Source organism: Streptomyces sp. NPDC055013, from assembly GCF_053608645.1.
This window is the reverse complement of record NZ_JBSGVW010000014.1, coordinates 37,300-52,835: the sequence shown is the minus strand read 5'-3', so window position 1 is coordinate 52,835 and position 15,536 is coordinate 37,300. Positions and strand designations below refer to the sequence as shown.

Below are 15,536 nucleotides of genomic sequence, written 5' to 3'. Positions count from 1 at the left end.
GCGTCGCCGTCTCCCCGGCAGACGCCGGTACTGGACCGTCACGGCAGTGGTCGGAAACCATCGGCGTCATGACCGCCTACCTCATCCTCCACGGCTGGCAGAACCACCGCCCCAAGGACCACTGGCAGCACTGGCTCGCCGACCGGCTCGGTGAGTTCGGGCACCGGGTCGGCTATCCGCAGCTTCCCGAGCCGGACGACCCCGACTTGGAGGTCTGGTTGGGGGAGCTGGGGCGGCATCTCGGTGGGCTCGACGGCGGGGCGGAGAGGGTGGTGGTCGCGCACAGTCTGTCCGCGGTGCTGTGGCTGCACGCTGCCGCGCGCGGGATGCCGGGGCTCGACGTGGACCGGGTGCTGCTCGTCGCCCCGCCCTCCGGCGCGGCGCTCGCCCGGCACCCGGAGGTCGCCCGATTCGCCCTGCCGTCCCTGGAGTTCACCCTCCCCGGCCCGACCCGGCTGGTCGCCGGCGACGACGACCCGTACTGCGAGGAAGGCGCCGACACCGTCTACGGCACCCCTCTCGGCCTCCCGACCGACATCCTCCCGGGGGCGGCCCACCTCGACCTGGACGCCGGGTACGGGCCGTGGCCCGCCGTGCTGGGCTGGTGCCTCGACCCCACGGCGCCGATCATGGCCCGTCCGGAGTAGCGCGGGCGCCGGCCGCTACGCCGACTCGTTGAGCAGCCGCGCCAGATGGTCCCGTCCCGCGCCGAGCAGTTCGGGAAGCGGCGCGGCCTCCTCGTACCACCGCTTCTCGTACTCCCAGCACAGCCAGCCGTCCCAGCCGTGCCGGGAGAGGACCTCCACGCACTCGGCGAGCGGCAGCACCCCGGTGCCCAGCGGCAGCGGGGTGGTGTCCTCGGCGGAGGCGATGTCCTTGACCTGGACGTAGCCGAGGTACGGGGAGAGGGCCGCGTAGCTCTCCGAGGGCTGCTCGCCGCCCAGCCAGGTGTGCATGACGTCCCACAGCGAGCCGACGTGGCGGTGGCCGACCAGGCCGAGGACGCGGATCGAGTCGGCGGCGGTGCGGTGCGAGTCGTGGGTCTCCAGCAGGATCCGTACGCCCATGTCGGCGGCGTACTGCGCGGCCGTACCCAGCCGGCGCGCGGCGATCGCGTCCGCCGACTGGGGGCTCTGCTCGGGGTCGGCGCCGGGGAAGACGCGGACGTAGGGAGCGCCGAGGTCGTGGGCGAGATCGACGAGGGTGCGGATCTCCTCGATCACGGGCCCGTCGTCACCGGGCGCGGCGACCCGGACGTACCCGGCCAGGCCCAGGAGCTCGACGCCGGCGGCCTTGAACTCGGCCGCCACGTCGGCCCGTTCGGCGGGGCCGAGCCCCGTGTGCACCGGCTCCTCGGCGTGCGTACGCAACTCGACGCCGTGATAACCGTGCGCGGCCGCGAGCCGCAGCACGTCGGGGACGGGGAGACCGGGGACGCCGAGGGTGGAGAACGCCAGTTTCATGCATCCCACCTTGCCAGGGAAAAGAGGGTGCGCCCATCCGGCAGGCGGGCCGGGGAACGCTCCGGATCTGTCACCTCCTGCCCGCCGTACGTGAGCTCACTCCTGCGTGCCGTGGAGATCCAGTCGCCAGTCCTGCCCGGTCAGGTCCTTGCCGAAGGAGCGGTGGGGTTTCTCGGCGGACAGGACGAAGCCGTGGCGCTGGTAGAGGCGGCGCGCGGCGGCCAGGACGTCGTTGGTCCACAGGACGAGGTCGCGATAGCCGAGGCCGCGCGCGAAGTCGACGACGGCCGAGATGAGCCGGTCGCCGATGCCGAGGCCGCGCGCGGCGGGCTCGACGAGCAGCAGCCGCAGCCGGGCCGTGGCGGGCGCCTCGTCGCGTACGCACATCACGCAGCCGACCGGCCGGCCGTCCAGCTCGGCGATCCACACCCGCTCCAGATGCGGATCGTGATCTTCCGCGAAGTCCGCGACGATCCTCGCGGCCAGCCCCTCGTAGTCGGCGTTCCAGCCGTACTCGGCGGCGTACAGCGCGGCGTTGCGCTGCACGATCCAGCCGAGGTCGCCGGGGCCGGGCTCGCGCAGCAGGACGTCCTCGCGGCGGGGAGGGCGGCCGTCGGACAGAATCGTACGGACCGTTGTCATCGCCTCGGCGAGGCGCGGCCGTTCGGCGGCCGGCACGGTCGCCAGCAGCGAGCCGACCGATTCGGTGGCCCGTTCCTCCAGCAGCTTGCCGGTCTCCCGGCCGCGCGCGGTGAGTGTGACGCGCCGACGCCGCGGATCCTCCCGGGAGGGGGTGCGCTCGATGAGCCCGTCCTGCTCGAACTTGTTCAGGATCCGGCTCAGATACCCCGCGTCCAGGGAGAGTTCGGCCCGCAGGTCGGCCGCGTCCGTACGCGGGGAGTGCGCGAGCTCGTACAGGACGCGGGACTCGGTGAGGGTGTACGGGGCGTACAGGTGCCGGCTGTAGTCGAGGGCACCGATGACATTGGTGTAGAAGCGGTTGAAGGCGCGGATGTCATGCACGGTCATGGTCGATCCCGAAGGCTCCCCGCGGGGCCGCCGGGCCCCTGGTTCCGGATGTTTGACTCAGTCAGAGGTTCTCGCTGAGTCGAGCCTAGGACGTCAGCGCCCTCGTCGCCAGGGCCTGTCCGGCGGATCATGCCGGCGTCGCGGGCCCGGCACGCCCATCTGCCGCGTCGCCGTCGGGCGCCGCGCCTTGCAGCTGCACGCACCAGGCCCCGTTCACCTGCGTTGACGAGGTGCCGTTCCTTGCAGCCGGCCCGATCCGCCGGACAGGCCCTAACCCTCGGTGGCGGGCCGGAAGACGCACACCTGCGCGCCGGTCTTGGCGGTGGTGGTGGAGACGAGCTCCAGCGGCCGCTTCCCCCCGTCCTGCGGGAAGATCGACTTGCCGCCGCCGAGCAGCACCGGCATCACGATGAGCTGCAGCTCGTCGACCAGCCCCTCCTGGATGAGGGTCCGTACGAGGGTCGGGCTGCCCATCATCGCCAGGTCGCCGCCCTCCGCCTCGCGCAGCTCCCGCACCCGGGCGACGGCCTCGGCGCCGGGGACGAGGGTGGTGTTGTTCCAGGTCAGGTCGGCATCGGTGAGGGTGCCGGAGACGACGTACTTCTTGATCGAGTTCATCCGGTCGGCGAAGGGGTCCCCGGCCCGCTCCGGCCACGCCGCGGCCATGGTCTGCCAGGTGCGGCGCCCGAAGAGCAGTGCCTCGGCCTTCTGCATCCCCGCGTCGAAGGCCCCGCCGAGGACCTCGGCGTCGAAGTACGGATGCGACCAGCCGCCGTGCGCGAACCCGCCGTCGGTGTCCTCCTGGGGACCGCCGGGGGCCTGGACGACGCCGTCGAGGCTGATGAACTCGGTGATGGCGATGCGCATGGGATTCGCTCCTGTTGTCCGCTCGGGTGAGCCGGTGATGACGGCATGGAAGACCGGAGTGGGGCCCGGAAATCATCGGTGGACCGAGTCAAGACGCGGAACCGGGCATTCGGCAGGGGTCGTGGGCGGGCTACGTCCGTTTGGGCCCGTGCAGGGCGCGGGAGCGGCTGCGCCGCCGCAGCATGGTCGTGTCAGGCGGCATCATCGGCACGACTGGGAGTCTTCATGGCGACGGGCTGGGATCCGCGGGCCGCTCATGGTGACGAGGGCGGTGAATGGCTGCCCGTTCTCGACATCCCCGCTGCCGCACGGCAGCGGCGCTGGACCGTCCTGCTGCGCTGGCTGCTGCTCCTGCCGCAGTTCGTGGTGGTCTGCCTGCTCTCCATCGCGGCGTTCTTCGTGACCATCGTCGGGTGGTTCGCCGCCCTGTTCACGGGACGGCTGCCCGACGGGATCTTCCGCTTCCTCGGCTCGGTCCTCGCCTACCGGACCCGGGTCGGCGCGAGCGCGATGCTGCTGGTCGACCGCTATCCGCCGTTCTCGTTCTCGGCTCCCGGACACCCCGTGCAGATCGAACTGCGCGCCACGCCGCTGAATCGGCTCGCGGTGTTCTTCCGGCTGATCCTGATGATCCCGGCGGCCATCATCAACAACCTCGTGCAGGCAGGCTGGTTCACGGTGGGCTGGGTGTTCTGGCTCATCGGCATCGTGCTGGGACGACTGCCCGCGCCGGTCTTCGCCGCCACGGCCGCCGTCGCCCGCTACCAGATGCGTTTCACCGCGTACGTCACGATGCTGACCCCCGCCTATCCCAAGCGGTTGTTCGGCGACGAACCGACCCCGCAGGACGCGGTCCGCTCCGGCACCCGGCCGCTGCTCCTGGACACCGCGGCCACGGTCCTCGTCGTGCTCTTCCTGCTGCTCGGCCTGGCCGGCCATGTCGTCAGCGGCACCGTCGACTACGACGACCACGACCAGGCGGTCGACGGCGCCACGGCCCCGGCTGCGGTGACCGCACGCTGAGCGGTTCCCCCGGCACCCGATTCCCGATGCCGCTCAGGCGCTCGCACAGGGACCTCAGGCCCCCCGAGGCCCCCCGGAAGACCCCCGAACCATCAACTCCCCCCGGATCGTGGCGATCTCCCCGAGCGGCGGCTCCTCCCGCCCCATCGCGATCCGCCCGGCCCGCGCCCCCGCCTCCGACAGCGGCAGCCGCACGGTCGTGAGGGAAGGCACCGTGTCGAGACTGAACGGCAGGTCGTCGAACCCGGCCACCGAGACGTCCTCCGGGATCCGCAGCCCGGAGTCGCGCAGTGCCGCGCAGGCGCCCAGGGCGACGGAGTCGTTCGCCGCGACCACGGCGGTCAGTGAGGGGTCCCGGCGCAGCAGTTCCAGCGTCGCCTCGTATCCCGACTGCCGGTCATAGCGGCCGTGCACCGTCCACCGGGGGTCCTCCCGTATGCCATGCGCCTCCAGCGCCGCCCGGTGCCCCTCCAGCCGGTGCCGGGTCGTCGTCCGCTCCTCCGGCCCCGCGATGTAGCCGAGCCGCCGGTGCCCCAGCCCGATCAGGTGCTCGGTCAGTTCACGACCGCCGCCGCGGTTGTCGAAGGCCAGCGCGATCGCGCCGGTGTCCGGCGCCGGCGGCCGGCCGCAGAGCACGACCCGCGTCCCGGCGTCCGTCAGCTTCCGCAGCTTCGCCGCGACCGCGGCCGCGTGCGGCGCGTCCTCGACGGCGCCGCCGGTCAGGACGACAGCCGCGGCCCGCTGCCGCTGCAGCAGTGTCAGGTACGTGAGTTCGCGCTCCGGCGAACCCCCCGTGTTGCAGACGACCGCCAGCCGCTCGCCGCCGGCCCGGCCGCCCGGCCCCCCGATCTCGGACTGGATCGCGCTCGCCATGATCCCGAAGAAGGGGTCGGCGATGTCGTTGACCAGGATGCCGACCAGGTCGGAGGTGGCGGCGGCCAGCGCGCTCGCGGGACCGTTCAGCACGTAGTCCAGCTCGTCCACCGCACGCAGCACCCGCTCCCGGGTGGACGCGGCCACGGGGTAGTTGCCGTTCAGCACGCGCGACACCGTCGCGGGGGAGACCTGGGCGCGGGCCGCCACGTCCGCCAGGGTCACCGTCATCTCGTCGTCCTCCGGTCGCGCATCTCGTCGTACCACCTCGTCCGTGCTCACAGACAGGCCTGCCTCCTCGTAGACAGGTCATCCGCGGTCACGGTTCCGTGTATGTCGAGCAGACCTTACGGCCAGAAACCCGAGTTGTTCGTCCCCTCGAACAACTCAACCCGGTCACGGTCTTGTCCGGAGCGCTGCTCAGAGGCTAGCTTCTCCTCATGTAGAAAGCGCTTGCTGCGACGCTCACCAGTGAAAGACGGGGCGTACGCGGCGCAGACCCCCGCGTACGAAGGGAACGACGTGACACGCAAGACGGTGCGTATCGCTATGAACGGCGTGACAGGGCGCATGGGCTACCGCCAGCACCTGGTCCGCTCCATCCTGGCCCTCCGTGAGCAGGGCGGGCTCGACCTCGGCGACGGCACCGTGCTGTGGCCGGAGCCGATCCTGGTCGGCCGCCGCGAGTACGCCCTGAAGGCGCTCGCCGAGCGGCACGGCCTGGACGCGGACAACGTCTCGACGGACGTCGACGCGGTGCTCGCCGACCCGGCGGTCGAGATCTACTTCGACGCCCAGGTCACCTCGGCCCGCGAGGGGGCGATCAGGAAGGCGATCGCCGCCGGCAAGCACATCTACACCGAGAAGCCCACCGCCACCGGTCTGGAAGGCGCCCTGGAACTGGCCCGTCTCGCGGCCGAGGCCGGCATCAAGCACGGCGTCGTCCAGGACAAGCTCTTCCTCCCGGGCCTGCTGAAGCTCAAGCGCCTCATCGACGGCGGCTTCTTCGGCCGGATCCTCTCCATCCGCGGCGAGTTCGGCTACTGGGTCTTCGAGGGCGACTGGCAGGCCGCGCAGCGCCCGTCCTGGAACTACCGCGCGGAGGACGGCGGCGGCATCGTCGTCGACATGTTCCCGCACTGGGAGTACGTGCTGCACGAGCTCTTCGGGCGCGTGAAGTCCGTGCAGGCCATCGCCACCACCCACATCCCGCAGCGCTGGGACGAGGACGACAAGCCCTACGACGCCACGGCCGACGACGCCGCCTACGGCATCTTCGAGCTCGACGGCGGCGCCATCGCCCAGATCAACTCCTCCTGGGCCGTACGCGTCAACCGCGACGAACTGGTCGAGTTCCAGGTCGACGGCACGGAGGGCTCCGCGGTCGCGGGCCTGCGCAACTGCCGCGTCCAGCACCGCTCCCTCACCCCGAAGCCGGTCTGGAACCCGGACATCCCGGCCACCTACTCCTTCCGCGACCAGTGGCAGGAGGTCCCGGACAACACCGAGTTCGACAACGGTTTCAAGGCCCAGTGGGAGCTGTTCCTCAAGCACGTCTACGCCGACGCCCCCTACCACTGGGACCTTCTCGCCGGCGCCCGCGGCGTGCAGCTCGCCGAGCTGGGCCTGAGGTCCTCGGCCGAGGGCCGCCGTATCGACGTACCGGAGATCCAGCCGTGACGATCCGACTGCCCGACTTCAAGGGCGGGTCGCGGGCGTACGAGCCCCGCCCGGAACCCCTGGTGGTGACCCCCGGCACCCCCTTCACCTCCCGTACGGTCTTCTCCGCGGCGCACGTCGTCGCCGACCCGTACGCCGACGTGTCGCCCGACTCGCCCGCCGCCGTCGACTGGGACGCCACCCTCGCCTTCCGCCGCCACCTGTGGTCCCACGGGCTCGGCGTCGCCGAGGCCATGGACACCGCCCAGCGCGGGATGGGCCTGGACTGGGCGGGCGCGGCCGAGCTGATCCGCCGGTCGGCCGCGGAGGCCCGTGCCGTGGGCGGCCGTATCGCCTGCGGTGTGGGCACCGACCAGATCGCCGCGGGGACCCTCGAGGAGGTCCGGGCGGCGTACGAGGAGCAGCTCGCGGTCGTGGAGGAGTCGGGCGCGCAGGCGATCCTGATGGCGTCGCGCGCGCTGGCCGCCGCGGCGAAGGGCCCCGAGGACTATCTGGAGGTCTACGGCCACCTGCTCCGGCAGTCCGCCGAGCCGGTGATCCTGCACTGGCTCGGCCCGATGTTCGACCCGGCCCTGGAGGGCTACTGGGGCTCGTCCGACCTGGACGCGGCAACCGGCACCTTCCTGGAGGTGATCTCGGCCCACCCCGACAAGGTCGACGGCATCAAGGTCTCCCTGCTGGACGCCCAGCGCGAGATCGACCTGCGGCGCCGCCTCCCGCAGGGCGTCCGCTGCTACACCGGGGACGACTTCAACTACCCCGAGCTGATCGCGGGCGACGAGCAGGGCTTCAGCCACGCCCTGCTCGGCATCTTCGACCCGCTGGGGCCGCTGGCGGCCCAGGCGGTCCGGGTCCTGGACACGGGCAGCACCGAGGGCTTCCGCGAACTCCTCGACCCCACGGTCGAGTTGTCCCGCCATCTCTTCCGGACGCCGACCCGCTTCTACAAGACGGGCGTGGTCTTCCTGGCCTGGCTGGCCGGCCACCAGTCCCACTTCACCATGGTCGGCGGCCTCCAGTCGGCCCGCTCCCTGCCGCACTTCGCCCGCGCCTACGAACTCGCCGACTCACTGGGCCTGTTCCCCGACCCGAAGCTCGCGGCGGAACGGATGAAGAACCTGCTGTCCCTGTACGGGGTGGACCAGTGACGGAGCTCGCGCGTTTCTCCATCAACCAGATGACGGTCAAGCAGCTGTCGATGCCGGAACTGGTCGACATCTGCCGCGAGTTGGACGTCGTCAACGTCGGCCTGTGGCGGGAGCCCGTCCAGGCGTACGGCCTGGAGGCGACGGCCAAACTGGTCCGGGACGCCGGCCTGACCGTCACCACCCTGTGCCGCGGCGGCTTCTTCACGGCGATCGACCCGGCGGAGCGTGCGGCGGCCCTGGACGACAACCGCCGCGCGGTCGACGAGGCGGCGACGCTCGGCACGGACGTACTGGTCCTGGTGTCCGGCGGCCTGCCGGCCGGCTCCAAGGACCTGCACGGCGCCCGGGAACGGATCGCGGACGCGCTGGCGGCGCTCGGCCCGTACGCCGAGGACCACGGCGTGAAGCTGGCGATCGAGCCGCTGCACCCGATGTACGCCTCGGACCGCTGCGTGGTCTCGACGCTGGCCCAGGCCCTGGACCTCGCGGAACGCTTCCCGGCCCACCAGGTCGGCGTCACGGTCGACACGTACCACATCTGGTGGGACGACAACGCGCCCGCACAGATCGCCCGGGCAGGTGCGGGCGGCCGTATCCACACCTTCCAACTCGCCGACTGGACCACCCCGTTGCCCCAGGGCGTGCTCAACGGGCGTGGTCAGATCGGGGACGGGGCGATCGACATGCGGGAGTGGCTCGGGTACGTGGAGGCGGCGGGCTACACCGGCGCCATCGAGGTGGAGCTGTTCAACGACGCCCTGTGGGCGCGCGACGGCCGCGAGGTGCTGGCGGAGACGGCGGCGCGGTTCGTGGCGCACGTGGGATAGCGCAGACGGGGTTCGGCGGGGCGCCGACGGCTTTCGGATCGTCGGCGTTCCGCATGTCCGTGATGATCGATATCACTTCTACCGGGTGTTGCAGAACGCCGTGGTCACGCAGCCTGATGTGGGCGGCCGGCCTATCGGCTCATGTGGGAGAAGGTGTGCTCGACGCGGGCGCGGACCTTGCGGTGGGCGGCATTGTCGGCTTCCTCGCCCTTCAGCAGCGGCCGTCCGGGGCGTTCACCGTCGCCGCACCCAGGAACTCACCGTCCGCATCGGGGACGACGACACCTGGGGAGTGGTCCTCGACGCTCCCGGCCCCATGCCCGCCAAGCGGTGACGGGGCTGCTCACGGCGGAGGGAGCAGGGTGCCCAGGGGACCCAGGTCGAGGTTGAGGTCCTCCAGGGTGAGGTCGTAGCGGTCGCAGAGTTCGGTCATGCGGTCGTGGAGGAGCATCAGGGTGAGGCCGAGGCGTTCCTCCTGGTCCTCGGTCAGGTTGCCCTCGTCGACGCGGTGCAGGGCCTGGCGCTCCATCAGCTGGCGCAGGAGTTCGACGATGGTCAGGACCAGCTTGACCAGGTCGCGCTCCACGGTGTCGGGGTCGGCGTGGAGGCGGCGGGCGGCGGACCGTCCCGCGGGCGGTGACGCCATGTCGTCCGGGCTCGCGGGCAGCAGCGAGAACGCCCGGTGAGCGGCCTGCGCGACCTCGCGCAGCCGGTCGGGGGACGGGCGGTCAGCCGGGCTCGTCACCGGGGCCGCCGTACTCCGTGGGCGTCCGGTCCTGCAGGACGGGCGCCCACTGCTCCTCCATCTGCTCGCGGATGGCGATCACCACCGCGCGCAGCGAGATCCGTACCAGGTCGATGTCCGCGATGGACAGCACGACATCGCCGGTGAGCACCACCCCGCCGCTCAGCAAGCGGTCGAGCAGGTCGATCAGCGCGACCTGGCGTCCGGCCAGAGGGCGGTCGTCGTCGTAGTACTCGGTCACCGTCGTCGCGCCCCTTCGGCGGGAGTCGCGAAGGAGTACGGCGCCCACGGGCCGGTGACCTCCACCCGTACCCCGGGCAGGTCGTCCGCGGCACGCAGCATCCGCTCGCGGAACTCCGCGGCCAGGTGGCGCGGTACGAGGTAGGCGTCGTTGGCCAGGTTCTCGCCGCGGGCGTCGGCCAGGGTCCCTTGCTGCGGGCGATGCCGGGAGCGCTCAACAGCGAGACCACGCGCCCGTTCCTCGGTGCGGCGCACGGCCTCCTCGGCGGCGCGCCGGGTGTCCTCGTGCGCCTGGCGGTGCTGTCGGCGGGTGCGCAGATACGCGCGCCCCGGAGCCGCGTCGGCGGTGGACGAGCCCGGTGCCGCGGCCGGGGCCGCCGACTCGGAGGCGGGCGACACCTCGGCGTACACTTTCACGCCCCACTCCACGTGGGCGTCGAACCGGTCGAGCAGTTCGGCGAAGGCCTCCTGACGCTCGCTCAGCATCTGCTCGACCCGGCTCTCGTCGAGGTACACCGTGGCCAGCCGCAGGGGGAGGACGGTCACCCGGGCGGCCAGCGTCTCGATGACGAGGTGGTGGGCGCGGGCCGTCGACTCCAGCCAGTCGAGGTCCTCCAGTCGCGACTTCAGAGCCGACTCCGAGAACTCCTCCCCGGGAACCGCGCTGACCGCGGCCGCCAGCGCGCCCGAGCGGACCAGGGTGACGGGAGCGCCCGCCACCCCGCGGAGGCCGGCCAGGGGCGCCTGCGTCGCCCCGGCCGCCGCGCCGGGCGAGCGGACCACGGCGTACGTGTAGCTCAGCTGCTGTCCGGTCATGACTCCCGGTCCTCGGAGTCGTCCTTGGAGTCGTCCTTCCTGCGCCGGGTGCGCCGCGGTTCGGCGGTGGGCTCGCGTTCCGCGGCACGCGACCGGCGGCGACCGCCCGAGCCGCGTTCGGGCAACTCGCCCGCGGACTCCGCCTTCTCGACCTTCTCGGCCTTTTCGGCCTTCTCCACCTTGCGGCGCAGCTCCTCCACCTCCTCACGCAGGCGCTCGTTCTGCTCCTTCAAGTTGTGCCGCTGGTCGGCCCGGGAGGACAGCGCGGGGTCGTGCTCCCACCAGTCGATGCCGATCTCCTTGGCCTTGTCCACCGAGGCCACCAGGAGACGGAGCTTGATGGTGAGCAGCTCGATGTCGAGCAGGTTGATCTTGATGTCGCCGACGATGACGATGCCCTTGTCGAGCACGCGTTCAAGGATGTCGGCGAGGTTCGCGCTGGATCCCTGGCCGCCGCCGTACGGAGACAGCGCCGGGGATGTGGAGCGGCTGGGGACGGGCTCGGTCACGGCGTACTCGACCTCGTTTCCCGGAAGCACCCACGGTCACTCCCGGCCGCGCGCTCGGCCACGGTCAGACACGGCGGCGGCGCTTGGGGCGGGGTTGCTCGTCGGTGTCGTCGTTGCGGTCGTCAGGCTCTCGGTCTTCGTCCTCTTCCTCTTCCTCGTCCTCTTCCTGGCCCTCCTCCCAGTCGTCCTCGGCGCGTTCGTCGTCGTCCTCTTCCTCGTCGTCGTACCGGTCCTCGGGCTGCTCGTCCTCGTCGAACTCCTCGTCCTCCTCCTCGTCGTACTCGTCCTCGGGCTCCTCCTTCTGATCGGCACGGCCTTCCTCGGACTCCTCGCCGTCGTCCTCCGCCGCCCCGACCTCCTCCGGCTCGCTGACCACCTCGCCCTCGCGGATCTCCCCGCGCCAGCCGCCGGTGGCCTCCCCGCGCATCATCACGAAGGTGCGGTAGAGCTTCAGGTCGAGCCGGGCGCGGCGGCCCTGGGACCGCACCCAGCTCCCGACCTTCTCCACCGGCCCCTGCGGGAAGTACCGCAGGACGAGCAGCACTTTGGTGAGGTTCTCCGTGATCGGGTGGAAGGTGACGACGCCCTGTGTGGTGCCGCGCTCCCCGCTGGACGTCCAGGCGATGCGCTCGTCGGGCACCTGTTCCGTGATCATGCCGCGCAACTGCCGTTTGGACTTGCCGACCTTCACGTGCCACCTGGTCGTGGTCTCGTCCTGCTGCTCGACGCTCACCACGCCCTTGGCGAACCTGTCGAACTCCTGGAACTGCGTCCACTGGTCGTAGGCCTCGCGCACGGGCACGCCCACGTCGATGTCCTCGATGATGGTGAGTCCCTTGCCCAAGCTCTGCGGGTCGCTCCCCGGGCCCTTGCCCTGGCCGGAGTCCGTGTCCGCCTCGTCGCTGGACCCATGCCCGGTGGCCTCCTTGGCCTTGCCCACCACCGTGTCCTTGGCGTGCGAGGCCGTCTCCTTGGCGTGCGAGGCCGTCTCCTTCGCATGGGAGGCGGTCGAGGTCAGCGCGCCCACGCCGGACGGCAGATGCTCCCCGAGCTTCTTGCCGCCCCGGGCAACTGCGTGCGTCAGTCCGCGCGGGCTGACGTTGGCCTCACCCAGCCGGCGCGCGCCCGCGCCCAGCCGGTCGCCCATACCCTCCAGCAGCATCTGGAGGCGGGCCTCGATGTAGTGCTCCAGCTCGTCCTTCAGCCGGTTCGTGCCCGACACCTGCTCGTCGGGCTTCGCCTTGGTCCCCGTACCACCGGAGCCGCGTCCCGTCGCCCTGCCCTCAGCCATCGTCCTGCCTCCTCGACCGCGCGCCGCCGCTGCTTCCACCCGAGCGGCTCTGTGACGTGGAGGTCTTCCGCTTGCGGGGCTGTTCCGCGTCCTGCTTTCCGGACTTGCTGCCGCTGCCGCCCTGCGTCTTGCCGCGCCCCGAGCTTCGGGACGTCTCCGACCGGGCCTTCTGCCGCGACTGCCGCGACTTCTCCTGGGACTTCCCCCGGGGCTCCTCGCCGTTCTCCTCGTCCGGTTGTTCGTCCTGCTCCTCGTCCGGTTCCTCGTCCTGTGCTTGCGCCCTCTCCTGCAGCCCGGACGTGCGTCGGTGCACGGCGTCGGCCAGGTTGTCGGCCTTCGCGCTCAGGAGGGTGGTCGCGGCCGCCTTCCCCGCGCCGGTCAGTTCGGAGCGCACCTGGTCGGTGAGGGTGTGCACGAACGGGGACTCCTGGAGGGCCTTGCCGACCTGCCCGGGGTTCATCCGCGAGCCCGCGAGCAGCGCGCCGAGACCGAGGGCGAGCTTCGCCTTCTTGGACCGCCCCAGCAGATAGCCGCCCAGCAGGGCCGTGCCGATCTTGGCGTTGTTCATGGCCTTGCCTCTTTTCCTCACTCGAGCGACCCGCGACCCACGCGTCACGGCCCAGGAGACTGTCCGCCCTGTCGCAGCTGGTAGGCCCTGATCTCCTCCAGGCGGTTCAGCAGTGCCTCCTCCTGCCGTGCGAACTCCTCGTCGTCGATACGGCCCTCGTCGAGCGCCCGCTCCAGATTCACGAGCGCCTCCTGCACGGGGGTCGGGTCGTAGTACTCGTCCTCGGCGGTCTTGACCACCTTGTCGAGCACCCAGCCGACGCCCCGGACGGGAGCGAACGGCAGCGTCAGAATCCCGGTGACCAGTCCCACGGCACCTCCTCGGGCCTCACGTCAGACGAAGCTGTACGGCGGCAGGGGACCCCGCAGCCGCAACTCCACGCCCTCGCCGTAGCGTTCGGCCAGTTCCCGGCAGGTCCGGCCGAACTCCTCGAACTGCTCGTCCGCCACGAGGAACGACGCGCTCACGAAGTACTGCTTCGACGCCGGCGCGACCTGTTCGGCCGAGGCGAGCGGCCGCAGCGCGGCGAGAATGTCCTCGGCGATGGCGTTCTCGCGGCCCTGCACCTCCTGGGCCACCACCTGGCCGAGCGCCAGCCGGTCCTCGTACGTCCCGCCGCCCTCGCGGGTCCGCTCGTTCAGTTCACGGACCTGCGGGCTCTGCTCCAGGACGGCACGCAGCGACGTGTCCTCGTCGAGGACGCCCTTGACATTGAACTCCGCCTGCCCGGCGAGCTCGTCCAGCCGCTGCGCGAACAACTGCGCCCGCTCCTCCAGGACGCCGCGTACGGCCTCCTCGTCCGCGGCGACGAACCCGAAACTGAGCGGCAGCGTGGCGCCGTCGGCCCACAACCGCTCCTGGACGTCGTTGTGCGCCTGCAGGTCCCGGCGGGCGACCGAGAGGTCGTCCGGGGCCTCGCTGACGACGGCACACAGGGAGTCGCCGCGCACCACGCGCACCTCGCCGGGCGGCTCGCCCACGCCCTTGACGTCGCTCAGGTCGAGGGGGTGCGAGTCCTTGGTGATCGCGTACACATACACGGACATCGGCTCACTCACTCCTCCCGGTCCCGTGCGGAGCGGCGTTCCGAACGGCGTTCGGAACGCTCACGCCGGTTGTCGCGCGCCGGCCTGCGCTCCCGCTCGTCGTCTGTGTCCTCGTCCGCGGCTTCGTCCTCGTCACCGTCGCCCTTGAAGGAATCGGTGATCGCCTCGACCGCGCCCGACAGCGCCCCTTTGCTCTTGCCGCGCGCCCCGCTCTCGACGGAGCCGCCGACGAGGTCGGTCAGCTGCGCGGGCGACTTGCTGCCCGACTCCAGATCCAGCCGGTTGGTCGCCTCGGCGAAGCGCAGATACGTGTCGACACTGGCCACGACCACCCGCGCGTCGATCTTCAGGATCTCGATGCCGACCAGGGACACCCGCACGAACGCGTCGATGACAAGGCCCCTGTCGAGGACGAGTTCCAGCACGTCGTAGAGGTTCCCCGAGCCGCCTCCGGCGGCGCCGGGGACACCCCCGCCGCCGTTGCCCTGTGGCACCACAGTCACGGTGTCTTCCCTTCCGGCTCGGCTTCCGGTGAAATCAGCAAAATCCGACTTCCCGGGGAATCTCCAATAAAACCGGCTTATCGGATATTCCTTACGAAAGGGTCACTGCCTAGCGGCGATCCGTCCTGTCCACCTGCGAGCGCGTGTAACGACGCCCGCGCTTGTACGACACCAGCTGCCCCTCCCCGTCCAGAACCACCTGGTAGCTGGCCATCACGCTGGTCGTCTCCGGAATGCGTTCCAGTTCCACGACCTCGACGTCGGCTTCCCAGCCCTGATCCGTCGGCTTCAGCGAGGAGACCGACTCGGGAGCCCTCCCCAGCAGCTCACTGAGCTGTTCCACCGCGGACCGTATGGCATCGGCGGCGGACATCCGCGCCCCGTCGGGCGCCTGCCGTGATGAGGAACGTGCCTTGCGTGGCTCGCGATCGCTCGTGATCATTCACCTTCTCGCCCTGACTCCTCAATCATCGGCGTCTCGGACAGCCCACGCGACTTCTCGCCCCTACTTGCCGGCCGCCCGCTTCACGAGCACCGCCGGCATCACCGGAACCAGCATGTCCACCACTCGGGACACGGCGCCCCGAGGCAGCCCCGTCCTGCGCGCCACCGCGTCCGCGACCGGCTCGGCCTCCTTGGCCAGCAGCCCGGCCATGAGGCCGCCGGTCGCGAAGCCACCCATGGTGGCCACGCCGGTGAGCGGGGCGTCGTGCGGCGTCGCGACGGCCTCCGCCTCGCCGGACAGCGCCGCCACCGTCGTACCGATCATCTGCCGGGCCCCCGCCTCGTCCGTGCCCAGCAGCCCTGCGATGTCCCCGATCCGGTGGTCGCCGAGCTCGTCGAGCACGTCGTCCTGGAGGGACGTGAGGGGGTTTGCATCTACCTCTGACATGTCTGAAACGCTACGA

The 15,536-nt window shown here is 71.3% G+C and carries 20 protein-coding genes and 1 pseudogene; 5 read left to right on the top strand and 16 right to left on the bottom strand.

Going from position 1 to position 15,536, the window contains the following annotated elements; translation table 11 throughout:
- The first annotated feature begins 68 nt into the window (after positions 1–68).
- Complete coding sequence (locus tag ACWGDB_RS19715) at positions 69–647, top strand: RBBP9/YdeN family alpha/beta hydrolase (protein WP_453823559.1); 579 nt, start codon at positions 69–71, stop codon at positions 645–647.
- Between the two features lie 15 nt (positions 648–662).
- Here ACWGDB_RS19715 and ACWGDB_RS19710 read toward each other — a convergent pair whose 3' ends face one another.
- From ACWGDB_RS19710 to ACWGDB_RS19700, 3 genes are all read right to left on the bottom strand, one after another.
- Complete coding sequence (locus ACWGDB_RS19710) at positions 663–1,463, bottom strand: sugar phosphate isomerase/epimerase family protein (RefSeq protein WP_427844933.1); 801 nt, start codon at positions 1,461–1,463, stop codon at positions 663–665.
- Between the two features lie 96 nt (positions 1,464–1,559).
- Positions 1,560–2,492 (bottom strand): bifunctional helix-turn-helix transcriptional regulator/GNAT family N-acetyltransferase, encoded by a 933-nt coding sequence (locus tag ACWGDB_RS19705; RefSeq protein ID WP_453823558.1) that lies wholly within the window; start codon positions 2,490–2,492, stop codon positions 1,560–1,562.
- A gap of 270 nt (positions 2,493–2,762) precedes the next feature.
- Positions 2,763–3,359 (bottom strand): dihydrofolate reductase family protein, encoded by a 597-nt coding sequence (locus tag ACWGDB_RS19700; protein WP_453823557.1) that lies wholly within the window; start codon positions 3,357–3,359, stop codon positions 2,763–2,765.
- 225 nt (positions 3,360–3,584) lie between these two features.
- Here ACWGDB_RS19700 and ACWGDB_RS19695 point away from each other — a divergent pair, with 225 nt between their 5' ends.
- Entirely contained in the window at positions 3,585–4,382 is a 798-nt protein-coding gene (locus ACWGDB_RS19695) for a DUF4389 domain-containing protein (protein ID WP_453823556.1), read from the top strand.
- A 54-nt stretch (positions 4,383–4,436) separates the two neighbouring features.
- On the opposite strand, the gene ACWGDB_RS19690 is transcribed toward ACWGDB_RS19695, so the two are convergent.
- Positions 4,437–5,486 (bottom strand): LacI family DNA-binding transcriptional regulator, encoded by a 1,050-nt coding sequence (locus ACWGDB_RS19690; RefSeq protein ID WP_453823659.1) that lies wholly within the window; start codon positions 5,484–5,486, stop codon positions 4,437–4,439.
- Between the two features lie 291 nt (positions 5,487–5,777).
- On the opposite strand from ACWGDB_RS19690, the gene ACWGDB_RS19685 reads away from it, so the two are divergent.
- The 3 genes from ACWGDB_RS19685 to ACWGDB_RS19675 are packed head-to-tail and all read left to right on the top strand — an operon-like array spanning position 5,778 to position 8,910.
- A complete protein-coding gene (locus ACWGDB_RS19685) occupies positions 5,778–6,935 on the top strand; it encodes a Gfo/Idh/MocA family protein (RefSeq protein WP_453823555.1) in 1,158 nt (385 codons plus the stop codon).
- Entirely contained in the window at positions 6,932–8,083 is a 1,152-nt protein-coding gene (locus ACWGDB_RS19680) for a dihydrodipicolinate synthase family protein (RefSeq protein ID WP_453823554.1), read from the top strand. The genes ACWGDB_RS19685 and ACWGDB_RS19680 overlap by 4 nt, the downstream gene beginning before the upstream one ends.
- On the top strand, positions 8,080–8,910 hold the full coding sequence (locus ACWGDB_RS19675) for a sugar phosphate isomerase/epimerase family protein (RefSeq protein WP_453823553.1): 831 nt from the start codon (positions 8,080–8,082) through the stop codon (positions 8,908–8,910). The genes ACWGDB_RS19680 and ACWGDB_RS19675 overlap by 4 nt, the downstream gene beginning before the upstream one ends.
- 140 nt (positions 8,911–9,050) lie before the next feature.
- Here the strand turns inward: ACWGDB_RS19675 and ACWGDB_RS19670 are convergent.
- From ACWGDB_RS19670 to ACWGDB_RS19615, 12 genes and pseudogenes are all read right to left on the bottom strand, one after another.
- Positions 9,051–9,143: pseudogene (locus ACWGDB_RS19670) on the bottom strand (IS5/IS1182 family transposase); the annotation flags it as partial.
- A 110-nt stretch (positions 9,144–9,253) separates the two neighbouring features.
- On the bottom strand, positions 9,254–9,655 hold the full coding sequence (locus tag ACWGDB_RS19665) for a gas vesicle protein K (protein ID WP_383609213.1): 402 nt from the start codon (positions 9,653–9,655) through the stop codon (positions 9,254–9,256).
- The gene (locus tag ACWGDB_RS19660; RefSeq protein WP_453823552.1) at positions 9,639–9,896 is read right to left on the bottom strand and encodes a gas vesicle protein; all 258 of its coding nucleotides are present in this window, start codon (positions 9,894–9,896) and stop codon (positions 9,639–9,641) included. Before ACWGDB_RS19660 ends, ACWGDB_RS19665 begins: the two co-directional genes overlap by 17 nt.
- Entirely contained in the window at positions 9,893–10,711 is an 819-nt protein-coding gene (locus ACWGDB_RS19655) for a GvpL/GvpF family gas vesicle protein (RefSeq protein WP_453823551.1), read from the bottom strand. The genes ACWGDB_RS19660 and ACWGDB_RS19655 overlap by 4 nt, the downstream gene beginning before the upstream one ends.
- The gene (locus tag ACWGDB_RS19650; protein ID WP_453823550.1) at positions 10,708–11,220 is read right to left on the bottom strand and encodes a gas vesicle protein; all 513 of its coding nucleotides are present in this window, start codon (positions 11,218–11,220) and stop codon (positions 10,708–10,710) included. The genes ACWGDB_RS19655 and ACWGDB_RS19650 overlap by 4 nt, the downstream gene beginning before the upstream one ends.
- Positions 11,221–11,284: 64 nt before the next feature.
- On the bottom strand, positions 11,285–12,511 hold the full coding sequence (locus ACWGDB_RS19645; RefSeq protein ID WP_453823549.1) for an SRPBCC family protein: 1,227 nt from the start codon (positions 12,509–12,511) through the stop codon (positions 11,285–11,287).
- Positions 12,504–13,079: an ABC transporter substrate-binding protein gene (locus ACWGDB_RS19640; RefSeq protein ID WP_453823548.1), complete on the bottom strand. Its 576-nt coding sequence runs from the start codon at positions 13,077–13,079 to the stop codon at positions 12,504–12,506. The genes ACWGDB_RS19645 and ACWGDB_RS19640 overlap by 8 nt, the downstream gene beginning before the upstream one ends.
- A 44-nt stretch (positions 13,080–13,123) precedes the next feature.
- Entirely contained in the window at positions 13,124–13,390 is a 267-nt protein-coding gene (locus tag ACWGDB_RS19635) for a gas vesicle protein GvpG (protein ID WP_453823547.1), read from the bottom strand.
- 21 nt (positions 13,391–13,411) lie between these two features.
- Complete coding sequence (locus tag ACWGDB_RS19630) at positions 13,412–14,125, bottom strand: GvpL/GvpF family gas vesicle protein (protein WP_453823546.1); 714 nt, start codon at positions 14,123–14,125, stop codon at positions 13,412–13,414.
- A gap of 8 nt (positions 14,126–14,133) precedes the next feature.
- Positions 14,134–14,628, bottom strand: coding sequence for a gas vesicle protein GvpJ (gene gvpJ / locus ACWGDB_RS19625; protein ID WP_453823545.1), 495 nt, complete (start codon positions 14,626–14,628; stop codon positions 14,134–14,136).
- Positions 14,629–14,737: 109 nt separating this feature from the next.
- Positions 14,738–15,070 (bottom strand): gas vesicle protein GvpO, encoded by a 333-nt coding sequence (locus ACWGDB_RS19620; RefSeq protein WP_453823544.1) that lies wholly within the window; start codon positions 15,068–15,070, stop codon positions 14,738–14,740.
- Positions 15,071–15,133: 63 nt separating this feature from the next.
- Entirely contained in the window at positions 15,134–15,520 is a 387-nt protein-coding gene (locus tag ACWGDB_RS19615) for a DUF937 domain-containing protein (RefSeq protein ID WP_453823543.1), read from the bottom strand.
- Positions 15,521–15,536: the final 16 nt, after the last annotated feature.